Annotated in this window: 15 protein-coding genes and 1 other RNA gene; 12 read left to right on the forward strand and 4 right to left on the reverse strand. The window is 63.7% G+C overall.

The features are described 5' to 3' along the window. Positions 1-94 precede the first annotated feature (94 nt). Positions 95-2,227 (forward strand): PAS domain S-box protein, encoded by a 2,133-nt coding sequence (locus tag ASF90_RS20205; protein WP_055854419.1) that lies wholly within the window; start codon positions 95-97, stop codon positions 2,225-2,227. A 3-nt stretch (positions 2,228-2,230) separates the two neighbouring features. Next, positions 2,231-3,952, forward strand: coding sequence for an EAL domain-containing protein (locus ASF90_RS20210; protein ID WP_046964054.1), 1,722 nt, complete (start codon positions 2,231-2,233; stop codon positions 3,950-3,952). A 135-nt stretch (positions 3,953-4,087) separates the two neighbouring features. Here ASF90_RS20210 and ASF90_RS20215 read toward each other — a convergent pair whose 3' ends face one another. Then, a complete protein-coding gene (locus ASF90_RS20215; protein WP_055854422.1) occupies positions 4,088-5,314 on the reverse strand; it encodes an ATP-binding protein in 1,227 nt (408 codons plus the stop codon). Positions 5,315-5,446: 132 nt separating this feature from the next. On the opposite strand from ASF90_RS20215, the gene ASF90_RS23060 reads away from it, so the two are divergent. Next, a non-coding RNA gene (locus ASF90_RS23060) (sX9 sRNA) lies at positions 5,447-5,522 on the forward strand. Between the two features lie 228 nt (positions 5,523-5,750). On the opposite strand, the gene ASF90_RS20220 is transcribed toward ASF90_RS23060, so the two are convergent. The 3 genes from ASF90_RS20220 to flgA form a co-directional block, all read right to left on the reverse strand. Beyond that, positions 5,751-6,083, reverse strand: a complete 333-nt coding sequence (locus ASF90_RS20220) for a flagella protein (protein WP_055854424.1) — start codon at positions 6,081-6,083, stop codon at positions 5,751-5,753. A 15-nt stretch (positions 6,084-6,098) separates the two neighbouring features. Continuing rightward, positions 6,099-6,410, reverse strand: a complete 312-nt coding sequence (gene flgM / locus ASF90_RS20225; protein WP_055854427.1) for a flagellar biosynthesis anti-sigma factor FlgM — start codon at positions 6,408-6,410, stop codon at positions 6,099-6,101. 66 nt (positions 6,411-6,476) lie between these two features. Beyond that, a complete protein-coding gene (gene flgA, locus ASF90_RS20230; protein ID WP_055854430.1) occupies positions 6,477-7,121 on the reverse strand; it encodes a flagellar basal body P-ring formation chaperone FlgA in 645 nt (214 codons plus the stop codon). Positions 7,122-7,421: 300 nt separating this feature from the next. Here flgA and ASF90_RS20235 point away from each other — a divergent pair, with 300 nt between their 5' ends. From ASF90_RS20235 to ASF90_RS20275, 9 genes are all read left to right on the forward strand, one after another. Continuing rightward, positions 7,422-8,366 carry a chemotaxis protein CheV gene (locus tag ASF90_RS20235; protein ID WP_016901727.1) on the forward strand — a complete coding sequence of 315 codons (945 nt, stop codon included), beginning with the start codon at positions 7,422-7,424 and terminating at the stop codon, positions 8,364-8,366. A gap of 594 nt (positions 8,367-8,960) precedes the next feature. Continuing rightward, positions 8,961-9,362: a flagellar basal body rod protein FlgB gene (gene flgB / locus ASF90_RS20240; protein WP_055854433.1), complete on the forward strand. Its 402-nt coding sequence runs from the start codon at positions 8,961-8,963 to the stop codon at positions 9,360-9,362. Between the two features lie 3 nt (positions 9,363-9,365). Then, positions 9,366-9,773 (forward strand): flagellar basal body rod protein FlgC, encoded by a 408-nt coding sequence (gene flgC / locus ASF90_RS20245; RefSeq protein WP_005914451.1) that lies wholly within the window; start codon positions 9,366-9,368, stop codon positions 9,771-9,773. 37 nt (positions 9,774-9,810) lie between these two features. Then, positions 9,811-10,482: a flagellar hook capping FlgD N-terminal domain-containing protein gene (locus ASF90_RS20250; protein WP_055854436.1), complete on the forward strand. Its 672-nt coding sequence runs from the start codon at positions 9,811-9,813 to the stop codon at positions 10,480-10,482. 31 nt (positions 10,483-10,513) lie between these two features. Continuing rightward, a complete protein-coding gene (gene flgE / locus ASF90_RS20255; protein ID WP_055854439.1) occupies positions 10,514-11,737 on the forward strand; it encodes a flagellar hook protein FlgE in 1,224 nt (407 codons plus the stop codon). Between the two features lie 144 nt (positions 11,738-11,881). Further along, positions 11,882-12,637, forward strand: a complete 756-nt coding sequence (gene flgF / locus ASF90_RS20260; protein WP_055854442.1) for a flagellar basal-body rod protein FlgF — start codon at positions 11,882-11,884, stop codon at positions 12,635-12,637. A gap of 1,009 nt (positions 12,638-13,646) precedes the next feature. Continuing rightward, entirely contained in the window at positions 13,647-14,432 is a 786-nt protein-coding gene (gene flgG, locus ASF90_RS20265) for a flagellar basal-body rod protein FlgG (RefSeq protein ID WP_006452262.1), read from the forward strand. Positions 14,433-14,470: 38 nt separating this feature from the next. Further along, positions 14,471-15,163, forward strand: a complete 693-nt coding sequence (gene flgH / locus ASF90_RS20270) for a flagellar basal body L-ring protein FlgH (protein ID WP_055854443.1) — start codon at positions 14,471-14,473, stop codon at positions 15,161-15,163. Positions 15,164-15,173: 10 nt separating this feature from the next. Next, positions 15,174-16,292 (forward strand): flagellar basal body P-ring protein FlgI, encoded by a 1,119-nt coding sequence (locus ASF90_RS20275; RefSeq protein ID WP_055854446.1) that lies wholly within the window; start codon positions 15,174-15,176, stop codon positions 16,290-16,292. Position 16,293 lies beyond the last annotated feature (1 nt).

Genomic DNA, 16,293 nt, shown 5'->3' on the forward strand with positions numbered 1-16,293 from the left:
CCTGCCTCGGGGTCGCAATGGATAACGGCCGTCCAGCGGATTAGTTGAGGCGAGTGTTTCGAGCGCAACCGAACCGGGCCGACTTACGGCTAAGATGGCCGCATCGCCCGCTCCAAAGGTCGTCCGCGGACCCATGCACCAACCTGTCGCCGCGCCCGCGTTCTCGTCCCCTCCCGTGTCCCGACTTCGCCTGGCCGAACGCCTGCAGCAAGGCCTGTGGACGCTGACCGGTCTGTACCTGCTGATCGGTGTGGTGTGGCTGCTGCTGGGTAACCGATTGCTCAATCTGGCTGGCGCGGCAGTGCCTGAACGCTGGTCCGATGCCAGCTTTCTGCTGGTGTCGAGCATCGTGATCCATCTGGTGCTGCGGCGCTTCATGACGCTGATCGTGGAAGAACATGCGCAACTGGCGCAGTCCGAAGCCTTGCTGCAGGCCAAGTTCCTGGCCCTGCCCAGCCCGGCCTTCATCTACGACCTGGCGACCATGCGCATTCTCGACGCCAATCCGGCGGCGCTGGAATTCTTCGGCTGGGAACGCGACGAATTCCTGCAGCAGACGCTGCAGGCGGTCTGGCCCAACGCCGATGGCGCGCGGCTGGAAGACATCATCACGGAGATCCGCGGCAAGGGCGACACCACCTGCGTTTTGAACGAAGATCTGCTGACCCGCAGTGGACTGCGGCATGTCGAGGTGCGCAGCAATCAGCTGCATCTGGCCAGCGGCCCTGCCCGTCTGGTGGTGACGGTAGACCGCAGCGAAGAACGCCAGGCGCAGCATCTGCGCGACGAAGCGCTGGAACGCCTTGAAGAAGCGCAGGGCATCGCGCGACTGGGTTCGTGGCAACTGGATCGCGCCACCGGCCTGGGCCGCTACTCGGCGGCGGTGTATCGCATCCTGGGACGCAGCGTGCCGATGCATCGGCGCGAACATCGTCTGGAAGAGCTGCTGACCGCATCCGATACCGCCACCCAGGCGCGTATCGAACGCATGATCGAAGACATGTGCACCGGCGGCGAGGTACAGATCGATGTGCTGCTGCCGCTCACCGGTGGCGATTCGCAACCGCGCACCGTGCATCTGCGGGCAGAGAGCGTGACCCTGCCCAGCGGCGCAAGCCATGTGCATGGCACCTTGCAGGATGTCAGCGAACGCGAACAGTCGCGGCGTCTGCTGCGCGAGCGCGAAGAACAGTTCCGCGAGCTGGTGCGGGTGCTGCCGGACGGCGTGCTGATCCTCGCCGACGAGCACGTGATGTACGCCAATGCGGCAGGCTCGGCCCAGTTCGGTTTTCAGGGCGAAACCATTCTGGGCGAGCCGCTGCAGACGCTGGTCGGCGATTCCGATTTATCGGTGGTGCGCGAGTATCTGCGTGCCGGCAGCGATCGTAATGAGCCGGTGTCCAGTGCACGGGCGATGCGCCGTCGCGATGGCAGCACGTTCTATGCAGGCCTGTCGGCGGGCGACATCCGTTACGGCGGGCGCAGCTGCAAGCTGCTGGTGGTACGTGACCTGAGCGAGCCCGAGCGCATGCGCGATGCCCTGGCCGAGAGCAATGCCGAGTTGCAGGCGATGGCCAAGCGGCTGTTCTCGTTGCAGGAAGACGAACGCCGTGCGATCTCGCGTGATCTGCACGACGACATCGGCCAGGCGATCACTGCAATGAAGTTGTCCGCGCATGCGGCGCTGGACGAACTCGACCCGGTCGCGCGCCGCGAAGATCTGCTGGAAGTGGTGTCGCTGGCCGATTCCACGGTGAACAAGCTGCGCAATCTGTCGATGCTGTTGCGTCCGCCGCAACTCGATGCGCTGGGTCTGGAAGCAGCGTTACGTTGGCAGGCCTCGATGCTGTTCCGCGCCTCGCAGGTCCGGTTAGAGCTGGATATCCAGGCGCTCGACGTCCGCCCCGGCAACGAAATCGAACAGGCCTGCTTCCGCATTGCGCAGGAAAGCCTGACCAATGCCTTGAGACACGCATGCGCCGGCGAAGTGCGCATGAGTCTGCAATCGATCGACAGCGAGACGTTCCGTCTGGAAGTCAGCGATGACGGCGATGGCTTCGAGCCGGAAGGCCCGCGCGGACTTGGACTGATCGTGATGCGTGAGCGTGCGCAAACCGTCGGTGGCGTGCTCGCGATAGACTCAGCACCCGGAGCAGGCACGCGCGTGACGTTGCGCCTGCCCTATCACCCGGCCGGCGAGTCCGTCCACGAAGATGGTGGACGTTGAGTCATGTGGAGCCCCGTAATCCCGCCCGGATTGGAAATCGTCAAACCGACACGCCTGGGCGCAGGCAACCCCGAATTACTGCATCTGGTCGACGCGGCCGCATCCGGCGGCCAGCCGTTGATGATCTTCCATGTCGACATCGATCACTTTGCCTCGATCAACGAGAACATGAGTGGTGAGGTCGGCGATCAGGCACTGACGCTGGCCGCACGCCGTCTGCAGGAGTTTTTAGGCACGCGCGGCAAGTTGTGGCGCCACGGCAGCGACGAAATGATCATCGTGGCGGTGCGCCGCGACGACACGCCGCTGCCGGAAGACTTTGCCGAAGAGATTCGCCAGCAGCTGGAACTGCCGTTGTCGGTGCTGCCGTATACGTTGTTCATGACCGGCAAGGTCGGTATCAGCCTGTGCCCAGAACACTCGACCTCGCTCTCCATCCTGCTCGACTACGCCGAAGAAGCCAGCTATCAGGCCGCGCGCGAAGGCGGCAACACGGTGCGCTTGTACACGCGTAATTCGGCGACCAACGCGCACAGCGAGAGCATCATTGCGCGGCAGATCGTCGATGCGATCCCGCATGGTGAACTGCGCCTGCGCTACCAACCGCTGGTCAGCGCACGCGACGGCCGCATCGTCGGCATGGAAGCGCTGCTGCGTTGGCAATCGCCCACGCTGGGCATGCTGGTGCCGGAGCGCTTCATGCGCACCGCAGAGCGGCTGGGCGTGATCGTGCAGATCGGCGAATGGGTGCTGCAGAACGCAGTGCGCCAGGCGCGGCTGTGGCGCGACCAGGGCTTCGACGATTTCAGCATTGCGGTCAATGTCTCCACGCTGCAATTGCTGCGGCCGGGCTTCTTCAACGAAGTGATGGCCATGCTGCAAACGGCGGGCGTGCCGGCGCAGTTCGTGACGCTGGAAATCAACGAAAGCGCGTTGACCAACAACGTCAACTTCGTCCACGAGACGATGGCCAACCTGCGCAACGAAGGCATCAGCCTGAGTCTGGACAACTTCGGCACCGGCGATTCCAGTCTGAGCGCATTGGTGCGCTACCCGGTCGACCGGCTCAAGATCGACCGCAGCTTCATCAAGAGCGCGCCGGCCGGCAGCCGCGAGGCAGCGATTGCGCGCGCCATCATTGCGATGGGCCACCAGCTGGGCATGACGGTGATCGCCAATGGCGTGGAATCGCAAGCGCAACTGGGCTTTCTGCGGCGCAACGATTGCGACATCTTCCAGGGCTATCTGTTCGGAGAACCGATGTCGGCCGAGTCCGCCGGCATGGCACTGCGTCGGCGCTATCTGCGTCCGGAATCGTTCGCCGAAAGCCGCCCGGACCGCACCTTATTGCTGCTGGACGACGAAGAAAACGTGCTGCGCTCGCTGGTACGCCTGTTCCGCCGCGACGGCTACCGCATCCTGGCGGCCGGCAACGTACGCGATGCGTTCGACCTGTTGGCCACCAACGACGTGCAGGTGATTCTGTCGGACCAGCGCATGTCGGATATGAGCGGCACCGAGTTCCTGGGCCGCGTCAAAATGCTCTATCCCGATACCGTGCGCCTGGTGCTGTCCGGCTATACCGACCTGGCCACGGTGACCGAGGCGATCAACCGTGGCGCGATCTACCGCTTCCTGACCAAGCCGTGGAACGACGACGAACTGCGCGAGCATATTCGCCAGGCCTTCCGCACCCATGACGAGCTACGCAACGGCCGGGAATAGGGAATAGAGAATTGGTAGAGCAGATATCTACCGCTTGATTCTCCACGTGCCAAATCGTGCCTCAAAATCAAAGCACCAGCGCATGCCGCGCTCCCGATTCCCTACTCCCGATTTCCCATTCCCAGCGCGTCAGCGCTACTTCGGCTGCCGGATCGGCAACACGATGCGGAAGCTGGCGCCCTGCCCTGGCACGCTTTCGACGTCGATACGGCCGTGGTGCTTGTTGATGATGCCGTAGGAGATCGATAGCCCCAGGCCGGTGCCGCTGCCGACCGGTTTGGTGGTGAAAAACGGGTCGAAAATGCGCTGCAGCAGGTCCGGGGCGATGCCGGCGCCGCTGTCCTGGAACTGGATCCAGACGTTTTCAGCTTCATCGCGTCCGCTGGTGACGGTGATGGTGCCGCGCTCCACAATCGCCTGGCCGGCGTTGAGCAGCATGTTCATGTAGACCTGGTTGAGCTCCGATGGCAGGCATTCCACCAACGGCAGCTCGGCATAATTGCGCTCCAGCGTCACCTTGTACTTGAGCTCGTTCCAGATGATGTTGATCGTGGATTCGAGGCCGGCATGCAGGTCCACCATCTTCCACGACTCGGAGCGGTCCGAGTACGAGAAATCCTTGAGGTCGCGCACGATGCGGGTAACCCGCTCGATACCTTCGCGCGATTCGGCCATCAACTGCGGCAGATCGCGGCTGATGAAGTCGATATCGGCACGGTTGCGGATTTCGTCGATCTCGGGAATCAACGCCTTCGGGTCCGGCGCCTGCAGCGCGCGCTCGTAGGCTTCGATCAGGGTGAACAGGCTGCGCAGGTACTCCTGCAGGCTGCCGAGATTGGAGTGCACGTAGCCGATCGGATTATTGATCTCATGCGCCACGCCGGCCGCCAACTGGCCGATGGAGGCCATTTTTTCCGACTGCAGCAGTTTGTCCTGCGCACCGTTCAAGCGCATGTAGGCCTGGCGCAGTTCGGCGTGGCGCTGTTGCAGCTCGCGCTCGTAATCCTGCTGGCCTTCGATGTTGTGGAACAACGCCAGAAAATGCCCGACGCCCTGCTCTTCGTTGTAATACAAGTGCGCGATGACCACGCGGTCGGCTACCGGCAGGCTGCCGGTCCAGCTGCCCTTGCTGCGCGCCTGGTTCAGCGCATCCGAGGGCAGCACCTGTGAAATCCGCTCGCCCAGATTGCGATCGTCGGCGGGGTCTTCCTTGCACAGGCTCTGACGCGCAACCGCGTTGGCCAGAATCAGCTGTCCATCGGCACGGAACAGCAGAACACCTTCAAGCATCTGGTCGCCGAATGCGCGCAGGATGGTCGAAGACGGCAACAATGCTTGATTGAGAAAAAACTTGGCGGTCACGGGACACGGCGGCAGCAGGGACGCTTCAATATACGCCGAACCATAGGGCGGCCATATCGCCACTTGGTCTTAGAGCAGCCAGCAACAGGACTGTGCGGCTACCAGGCGGGCGCGGCCGGTGCTCGGTGCGGCATGTACCGTTCGTACAGTCCGGTTCCTCCCCGCCCTCGACACACACCAAACGACTGCTCGCTACGTTTTGTTAGCCGCTCTTGTAGCCGTATTAAAGCTGCTCGATTGGCAGTTGCCAGGCGCGACCGCTGATCGGCATGGCGTGCGTGCATTGGAACAGCGGTGATTCCACGCCGTCCCTTCCCGTCGGTCGATTGCGCACGGTGTCTGCCAGCCGGCAGTGTCGACCGTAGCAAACCTGCGTGGCCTGCGTGCGCGCAGCACCTGGGTGCGTGCGCCCGCTCCCGCTGCAGTGACGGCTACCTCAGGCGACTGCCAGCGAACGTCCGCCGCGCAGTACGTTGGATTGGCCCTTGGCGTCGTACGAGGGCGCGCTTTCGGTTCGCCCCAGGTGACGCAGCGCCCAGTTCACTTCGCGGCGGCGGCGTGCCAGCAGCGCACCATTGGCGCGATTGGCTTCGGCCAGCTCACGCAGACGCTCTTCTTCGCCTTCGGGCATTCGCGCTTCAAGCGCGCGCAGCGCCGACAGCTTGTCCTGCGTGTGCCGCATCAACCCGTCGATGTCGTTCTCGAGTAATGCCTGGCGTTCGCCGGCCAGCGCATCGCTGAGACGTTGCAGGAACTCGTTCACGTTCATCCTTTTAGTCGGGAATCAACCCGCCAGTTGCTGATTCAGATCCATCATGCGGCTGGCGATGGCATCCGGGTTGATGGAGTAGCTGCCGTTCTGCAAGGCGTCTTTCACAGCCTGGACGCGACCGGTGTCGATCGCCGAGGACTGCGACAGCTCGCGCTGCAGGTTCTGCAGATTGGTGGCTTCGCCGGTCAGCTTGACGCTGTCGGTGGGCGGTAAGGCTGCAATCGGGGACGCGCGATCTTCACCGGCCGGAACGATCTTGCTGCTCGTGGCCGCGGTGCGAAGGGTGGCAGCGGTCGGTAGATTGCCTTCAATTTTCTGGGTCATGTCAGGAACTCCTCTACAGGTCGTAGGGGATAACGGCACCCAGAAAAAAAACTTTATAGAAAATTTTTACCTGGAGACCACAACGGTTCCGCTCGCTTCAACAATCCCCTGCACCACACGGCGGGACGAGGAGTTCTCGACCGAAACCCGCTCGTTTTCGCCGGCATCGGAGAGCGCGCGACCGCTCATGCGCACCTCCAGACCGCCGTTGCGCGACACCAGCGGGACGGTATCGCCGCGCCGGACCAGCCGCTGCGTCACCAGATCATTGGCCGAGAGCAGCGAGCCGGCCGGCAGGACACGGCGGGCGGACTTGCCCACTGCGGCCACCGGGTCGGCCAGTACCGCACCGACGATGCGAGCGGCGTCACGCTTCTCGATACTGATATCGGCTAACGAGATGGTTTCTCCAGCGCTGATGCCCCGACGCAGCACCAGGACATCCTGGTTGCGACGCACCTTCAATGGCACGAACAAACGCCAGCCAGCCGGCTGCGGGCAGGCCACTTCGACGGTGTTGGTGCCGGTGGGCTGGGCTTGCAGGGCGATGGGACAGGCCGGCATGCGCAGACCCGGATCGAGCGTGGCCTCGGCTTCGGCATCGGGGCCAACCGTGGCCAGCGCCGCTGCGCGAATGGAATCGACCGACTGGTACCCATCGGCCCAGGCGGGGGCGGCGACCAACAAAATGACAAGCAGGAGCAGGCGCATGGGACCAGATCCGTAGGAAGACGCGGAAGCTCATGCAAGCGGTGTGCCTGTTTTCGAATAGGGAATCGGGAATGGGGAATCGGTTGGTGGCTGAAAGATGGTCGGCCTTCGTTGCTGCCGTGCGATTTACTGGGGGAAAGCTATCAGCAGGCAAAGTCACTGCCCTTCGCCTCGGGCTTGCTGCGGAAAGCTTCATCCCTCGCTTTTACGATTCCCCATTCCCGACTCCCCATTCCCGACAGCGCTCCGACCAACCACAAAGCCCTCAAGTTTCCAGGCGGCGCTGTCGATATCTGCCCCATGACCCACGATCTGCTCAACCGCATCGACCAGCGCACCCGACTGGCTGGCCACAATCGACTGGCGCTGCTGCTGTTTAGGCTAGGCGGGCGCCAGCTTTTTGGCGTCAACGTCTTCAAGGTGCAGGAAGTGCTGCGCCGCCCGGAATTGTTCCAGGTGCCCGGACTGCCGACCGAATTCGCCGGCGTTGCCGACGTGCGCGGGCGCTCGGTCCCTGTACTGGATCTGGGCCTGGCCATCGGCCACCCGGAACGCGACGCACACTCCGAAAATGGGCCCGGCTACCTGGTGGTGGCCGAGTTCAACCGCTCGGTCCAGGGATTTCTGGTCAGCGGCGTGGAGCGCATCGTCAATATTGCGGTGGAAGATATCCACCCGCCGCCGGAACTAGGCGCCGAGGCCACTTATTTGACGGCAGTGACGCGGTTCCAGGGCGAGCTGATCCAGGTGATCGACGTAGAAAGCGTGTTGGCCGACATCGCCAAGGTCAGCAAGGACGTGCAGCTGGATCCGTCGCTGCAGTTGGTGGCCTACGACCGTCAGTTCCAGGTATTGGTGGTGGACGACTCGCGGGTGGCGCGTCAGCAGATTCGCAGCGTGCTCGACCAGCTCGGCGTGTCGGCAACCTTGTTGTCCGACGGCCGTCAGGCGCTGGATCACTTGCTGCAGGTGGCGGCGTCGGGCGAAAACCCGGCCGACCGCTATGCGATGGTGATCTCCGATATCGAAATGCCGGCAATGGACGGCTACACGCTGACGACGGAAATCCGGCGCACGCCGGGCCTGCAAGGCCTGTACGTGCTGCTGCACACCTCCTTGTCGGGCGTGTTCAACAACGCCATGGTCGAGCAGGTGGGCGCCAATGCTTTCGTGGCCAAGTACAGCGCGCACGAGCTGGCCGACTACGTGTTGGCACGCTTGAAAGTGGTTGCCGAAGCGGCCTGAGCAAGAGGTCGACTGACCGGTTCGCCGGCGGCGGGTCGTTCGCAGCGCCGGCCGCGTGCAGGTGCCGATGACAATGAGAAGGAATGCCTTGCAGGCATTCCCGGCGTAGAACTCCGGCGACACCCAAGCTGTCTTGGCGACGCGCCTTGAGTAGATTGGCGACGCGCATTGAATGGAAATGGATTGGCAGCCTGTTGGCGTGAATTACCGTCAATAGTGGCTTCGCAACACTCCCCACCTAATCTCGTCAGGCAAGACGCCCACATTGGGCGCAGCGCATTTCTAGAGTTGCGAGCCGTTGCCGCTGTCACCTGCCCCTTCCAGATGGTCCCGGTCTAGATAGTCACGACCGTTGCTGGCGGCAGCCGCTAGCCAAGCAGCGCCTCGCACAGGACTTGCATCAGCTAGTCCGATAGAGCCCAAGAGCCCTGAACCGGTCGTCCAGGTTCACCTTCCTGGCTGAAACCGCGGCCTTGGCCGATCAAGGCCACGCCAGGGCGCTCCAGCAGCCCTACCCGATCGACGGGTTCAGCAGGACCCCTGATTTGGCACAAACATTGCTTCTTCTCTGGCAACACTTCGCGGGAGAGCACCGTGTCCAATCCCTTCTCGTCCTTCCTCGGCGTCCACGGCGACGCATTGTCGCTGCGCGAGCAGCGCATGAAGCTCATTGCCAGCAACCTGAGCAATGTGGACACCCCTGGATACAAAGCCAAGGATCTCAACTTCGAAGCGGCCCTGAAGTCGGCCCAGGGCGTGCAGGATGGCGGCTTGATGCAGGCCACCGACGCCAAGCATTACGAAGTGGGCGGCGGCGCAGGGCTCAACCCGTTCCAGATCACCCGCGAATCCGATCAGCCCAGCCTGGACGGCAACACCGTCGATCCCGATGCAGAACGCGCCGCCTACGGCCGCGCCGCGCTGGAATACCGCGCGTCGCTGAGCTTCCTCGAATCCAAGGTGCGCTCGATGCTCACCGCGATCACGGGCCAATAAGTCATGAGTAACCTTCCCATTTTCGATGTGGCCGGCTCGGCGCTGCATGCGCAGTCGGTCCGCCTGAGCACCATCGCCTCCAACCTGGCCAACGCCGATTCGGTGGCCGGTTCTGCAGAAGCGACCTACAAGCCGATCGAGCCGATCTTCCAGGCCCAGCAGAGCCGTCAGGACCCCAGCCTGACCTCGGTGAACGTCAAGGAGATCACCACCACCAACGCGCCGCCGATCCGTCGCTACGAGCCCGGCCACCCGCTGGCCGATGCCGACGGCTACGTGTTCTCGCCCGACGTGGACCCGGTCTCGCAGATGGTCAACATGATTTCCGCCTCGCGCAATTACCAGGCAGGCGTGGAAATGCTCAATACCGCCAAGGAACTGGCGCTCGCGACCCTGACCATGGGTCGCTGACCCTCCTTGCTGACCTTTTTCCTACGGACCCTTTCCAATGAGCACGATCGGTAGCGACCTCTACACCAGCCTCGGCCTGACCTCCAGCAGCGCCACATCGACGAAGAAGAAAGAAGAAGCACTCGGCCAAGCCGATTTCCTCAAGTTGATGACCGAACAGCTGCAGCACCAGGACCCGCTCAAACCGATGGAAAACAGCGCGTTTCTAGGCCAGTTGGCGCAGTTCTCCACCGTGCAGGGCATTGGCGACCTCAATACCAAGGTCGGCAATTTCTCCGATTCGATGAACGCCGACCAGGTGCTCAAGGGCGCCGCGCTGGTGGGCCACAACGTGTTGGTGCCCTCGGCGCAGGTCGCCATCGATGCCACCGGCTCGGCCAAGGGCGTGGTCGCCGCAACCTCGGCTGGCTTCGTCAATTTTGAAATCACCGATGCCAACGGCGCCTTCGTCAAACAAATCAGCGTGCCGGCCAGCGCCGCCGGTGAGGTGTCGTTCGCCTGGGATGGCACGGACGCCAACGGCAACCGCATGGCCGCCGGCAAATACGGCATTACCGCAACCCAAACCGACACCGCCGGTGCCAAGAGCAAGTTGTCCACCTATGTCGACGCACCGGTGGACAGCGTCACGATCGGCTCGGACGGCCTGTATCTCAACCTGACCGGGCTAGGCACTTCCCCGCTCGCCAACGTGCTCCGCGTCAGCTGAGCCGGCAACCGACACTTAAAGGAACTCATCCATGGCTTTCAATACCTCGTTGTCCGGCATCAACGCAGCCAATGCCGATCTGAACGTTACTTCCAACAACATCGCCAACGTCAACACGACAGGGTTCAAGGAATCGCGCGCCGAGTTTGCCGACATGTTCCAGAGCACCAGCTACGGCCTGTCGCGCAATGCGGTCGGTTCGGGCGTGCGGGTCAGCAACGTGGCGCAGCAGTTCTCGCAGGGCAATATCGACCCGACCGGGCGCAGCCTGGATCTGGCGATCTCCGGCGAAGGCTTCTTCGCCGTGTCCTCCAACGGCGCCAAGATGTACACCCGCGCCGGTAACTTCCAGACCGATGCCAACGGGTATGTGGTCAATCCGCAGGGCGCGCGCCTGCAGGTGTTCGCGCCGAATCCCAGTGGCAATGGCTTCGACGTGGGCCGCCTGTCGGACCTGCAGCTGTTGACCACCGACAGCCCGCCCAAGTCGACCTCCACGGTCAACCTGGCCTTCACCCTGCCCGGCAACGCCACCGCACCGACGGTGACCCCGTTCAGCCCGGCCGACGACAAGACCTACAGCCACTCCACCGGCGGCATCAATGTCTATGACTCGCTGGGTGTCAGCCACGTGCAGACCTCCTACTTCGTCAAGACCGCCAATCCGAACGAATGGCAGGTGCACAACTATGTGGACGGCACGGCAGTCGGTGCGCCGACCACGCTGCAGTTCTCCGACACCGGCGCGCTGACGACCCCGGCCAACGGCATCATCGCGATGGACCCGTTCACGCCCAGCACCGGTGCCGGCGTGCTGAACATGCAGCTCAACGTTAGCGGCTCGACCCAGTACGGCGAAGCCTTCGCGCTGCGCGACACCCGCCAGGACGGCTACGCCAGCGGCAAGCTCAACGAGATCAGCTTCGACACCAGCGGCGTGGTGTTCGCGCGCTACTCCAACGGCGCCGACAAGCCGCTGGGCCAGGTCGCGCTGGGCAGCTTCGTCAATCCGCAGGGTCTGCAGTCGCAGGGCAACAACATGTGGGCCGAAAGCTACACCTCCGGCGCCGCCCGCATTGGCGCACCGGACACCTCGGACCTGGGCCAGATCGAATCCGGCTCGCTGGAAGCTTCCACGGTGGACCTGACCGAGCAGTTGGTGAACATGATCGTGGCCCAGCGCAACTTCCAGGCCAACTCGCAGATGATCTCGACCCAGGATCAGGTCACCCAGACGATCATCAATATTCGTTAAGGGCTGGGAATAGGGAATCGGGAATAGGGAATCGTAAGAGCCGGCGTCACGTCTAGCGGACAACGGCCTTACCTCCCCTCTCCCAGTCTCCAGCAATTCCGCTTTTACGATTCCCGATTCCCCACTCTCGATTCCCGGTGTCAAATGGACAAAGCCCTCTACGTCGCAATGACCGGTGCCCGTGCCTCCCTGCAGGCGCAGAGCACCGTGTCGCACAACCTTGCCAACGTCGATACGGTGGGGTTCAAGGCCGCATTGGCCAATACCGAGGCCTTCAAGATCCAGGGCAAGGGGTATCCGTCGCGGATCGATGCGCTGCACGTGGATCAGGGCTTCGATCGCAGCCAGGGCCATCAGAAAGTCACCGGCAACCCGCTGGACGTGTCGCTGCAACAGGACCGCTGGCTGGCCGTACAGTCGCCCGACGGCAGCGAGGCCTACACCCGCAACGGCGAATTGGCGCTCACCGCCAATGGCCAGCTGGTCACCGCCAACGGGCACGCGGTGCTGGATGAAGGCGGCAACCCGATGACCATCCCGCCGCACCAGGCGATGGAAATCGGCAGCGACGGCAGCATTTCCATCATCCCGCAGGGCGAAGGCCCGCAGGCGATGGATATCGTCGGCAAGATGAAGGTGGTCGATGCGCCCGCCGACCGTTTGACGCGGCGCCCGGACGGGTTGATGCGCAATACCAGCACCGACCCGGCGCAGGCGTTTGCGGTGGCCACCGGCAAGACCGTCAACAGCGGCATGCTGGAAGGCAGCAACGTGGATGCCGCCGGCGCGCTGGTGGAGATGATCCAGCTGCAGCGCCAGTTCGAAATGCAGGTCAAGATCATCAAGAACGGCGACGACAACGCGCAATCGGCCAATTCGTTGCTGCGGGTCAGCGGCTAACAACGCCTGGCGGGCGTTGGCCACGCGGGTGCGGCCGGCGCGGAGGACCCGAGTACGCAGCGATACCTGCCGATTCCGGGCACCGGATGCGCTTGTCTGCTGGCCATCCAGTAACCGTCAGATGTTCTAAAACCGTCAGATGTTCTAAACGTGATCGCCGAAGCGATTGCACCGTCAGGCGGGTGCCTATGGCGGTGTTTCGGCTGCTTGAAGCACGACGACCGCGTTATTGCTGGGCGTTGATCGTACCTGCCGTCTTCGGCGTCAGGCCTGAAAGCGGCCGGCCTGCAAGCGGTCCAAACGCTCAGTGCACAGTGCGCATGGAGTCGCTCCAAGCCGTTGCACCCATTCGCCAGCGAAGACATCCGTCAACGCACGGCACCTGATTCAAACGCCACGCCTATCAACGCCGCATTTATCTCAGTCACCGACCAAAACCGGCGGTGCTTGCGCGCGTTTAGGCGTGGGACCTTAGGCAGCATGGATGCCGCATAAGATCCTCCATGGATGGATTCACGGCGTGTCCCACGCCTACACGCGTGCAAGCGCCCTCAGCAGACCGACGCATCCGCGCAAATTGGCAGCGGTGATGGTTGGAGAGCTTGTGACCGGACAGCTGTAGTAAGCGGGTTGGTCGATGCGCGGCGCCGTCTCCGGGAGCGGGACACGCCGTGAATCCGTCCGTGGAGGCTCGGTAGCGGCATCCATGCCGCTACACGGTCCCGCCCCCGGAGACGACGCCGCGCTTCCACGGTTGGCCACTGCTGATCGGCAAGCAATCGCGGAAGGCATCAACGTTCACTGGCTTGCTGTCTGCACCCCGCTACATCCCTGCGGTTGTCCGGCCCCTCCAGCGCAACCATGCATCGTCTCCCGGCCGCCGCGTCTCGGCCCTGCGCCGCGTGATCCACCGCACAGCCGGCAAGATTCCGACGCGGGTTTGGCACAGCACGTGCATATACCCAGCCGTACCCGGAACACATCCCCGGGTCTAACGAGGAATCGGGTCATGAATCAGGCTTTGTGGGTCGCCAAAACCGGACTGGATGCGCAGCAGACGCGCATGTCGGTCATTTCCAACAACCTGGCCAATACCAATACCACCGGCTTCAAGCGCGACCGTGCCGCGTTCGAAGACCTGCTCTATCAACAGGTGCGTGCGCCGGGTGGTTCCACCTCCGCGCAGACGCAGCTGCCGACCGGCCTTCAGTTGGGTACCGGTGTGCGGGTGGTTTCCACCTTCAAGGGCTTCGACCAGGGCAGCCAGCAGCAGACCGGCCGCGCGCTCGACGTGATGGTCAACGGCCGCGGCTTCTTCGAAGTGCAGATGCCCGACGGTACCTCCGCCTACACCCGCGACGGCACCTTCCAGATCAATGCGCAGGGCGAAGTCGTCACCAATAGCGGCTACCCGCTGCAGCCCGGCATCCAGGTGCCCGAAGGCGCGCAGTCGCTGACCATCGGCAACGACGGCACCATCAGCGTGACCCTGGCCGGCCAGGCCGCAGCGCAGGAAATCGGTGCGTTGACGCTGACCGACTTCATCAACCCCTCGGGTCTGCAGTCCAAGGGCGAGAACCTGTTCGTCGAAACCACCGCCTCCGGTCCCGCGCAGAACGGCACCCCCGGCCTCAATGGCCTGGGCACCACCGTGCAGGGCGCGCTGGAAGGCAGCAACGTCAATACGGTGGAAGAGCTGGTGAGCATGATCGAGACGCAGCGCGCCTACGAAATGAATGCCAAGGCGATCTCCACCACCGACTCGATGCTCGGTTACTTGAACAACAACGTCTGATCGGCCTGCCGGTCGCTGCCCTCTCAGGAATCCACGCCATGTCACGCCTGCCCTCTCTCTCTTCGCTGTCTCTTGCCATTGCCTGCAGCGCGCTGCTGGGTGGCTGCGTGGCAGCCGGCGATGTGCGGCCGTTCGCCGAACTGGCGCCGATCGTGCCGGTGGTCGCGCCGGTGGCGCAGCCCAGCGCCGGTGCGATCTATGCCGCCGGCCCGGGGCTGAACCTGTATGGCGACCGCCGCGCCCGCGACGTCGGCGATCTGCTGACGGTGAACCTGGTGGAAAGCACCACCGCCTCGTCCACCGCCAACACCAGCATCAGCAAGGCCGACACCGTCGACATGAGCACGCCCACGCTGCTTGGTGTGCCGCTCACCGTCAACGGCACCGACGTGCTGCGCAACTCCACCAATGGCGACCGCAGCTTTGCCGGCAAGGGCAACACCGCGCAGAGCAACCGCATGCAGGGCAGCGTGACCGTCACCGTGATGCAGCGCCTGCCCAACGGCAATCTGGTGATCCAGGGGCAGAAGAATCTGCGCCTGACCCAGGGCGACGAGCTGGTGCAAGTGCAAGGCATCGTGCGCGCCGCCGACATCTCCCCGGACAACACCGTGCCGTCGAGCAAGGTGGCCGATGCCCGCATCGCCTACGGCGGCCGCGGCGCGATCGCGCAGTCCAACGCGATGGGCTGGTTGAGCCGCTTCTTCAATTCCCGTCTGTCGCCCTACTGAGCCTGCGACCATGAATCTGTCATCCCTGCCCTTCCGTTTGCTCGCCGCCGCCGTCGCGCTGTGCGCGATTGCCGCACCGGCATCGGCCGAACGCATCAAGGATCTCGCCCAGGTCGGCGGCGTGCGCGGCAACGCGCTGGTCGGCTATGGCCTGGTGGTTGGCCTGGACGGCAGCGGCGACCGCACCAGCCAGGCGCCCTTCACCGTACAGAGCCTGAAAAACCTTCTCGGCGAGCTGGGCGTCAATGTTCCGGCGAACGTCAACCCGCAGCTGAAAAACGTCGCGGCCGTGGCGATCCACGCCGAGTTGCCGCCGTTCGCCAAGCCGGGCCAGCCGATCGACATCACCGTGTCCTCAATCGCCAACGCGGTGTCGCTGCGTGGCGGTTCGTTGCTGATGGCACCGCTGAAAGGCGCCGATGGCCAGGTCTATGCGATGGCCCAGGGCAACCTGGTGGTTGGCGGTTTCGGCGCGCAGGGCAAGGATGGCTCGCGGGTGTCGGTCAATATTCCCAGCGTCGGCCGTATCCCCAACGGCGCCACCGTTGAGCGCGCATTACCGGATGTGTTTGCCGGCAGCGGCGAGATCACCCTCAACCTGCACCAGAACGACTTCACCACCGTCTCGCGGATGGTCGCAGCGATCGACAGCAGCTTCGGTGCCGGCACCGCGCGTGCGGTGGATGGCGTGACCGTGGCGGTGCGCTCGCCTACCGACCCGGGCGCGCGTATCGGCCTGCTGGCGCGGCTGGAAAATGTCGAACTCTCGCCGGGCGATGCACCGGCCAAGGTCGTGGTCAATGCACGCACCGGCACCGTGGTCATCGGCCAGCTGGTACGGGTGATGCCGGCCGCCATCGCGCATGGCTCGCTCACCGTGACCATCAGCGAAAACACCAACGTCAGCCAGCCGGGCGCCTTCAGTGGCGGTCGTACGGCGGTGACACCGCAGTCCACGATCACGGCGACCTCCGAAGGCAGCCGCATGTTCAAGTTCGAAGGCGGCACCACGCTCGATCAGATCGTTCGCGCGGTCAACGAAGTGGGCGCGGCTCCCGGCGACCTGGTCGCCATTCTCGAAGCCCTGAAGCAGGCTGGCGCGCTGACGGCGGAGCTAGAGGTCATCTGAC

The sequence above is a fragment of the Xanthomonas sp. Leaf148 genome, assembly GCF_001423585.1.
Lineage (GTDB): Bacteria > Pseudomonadota > Gammaproteobacteria > Xanthomonadales > Xanthomonadaceae > Xanthomonas.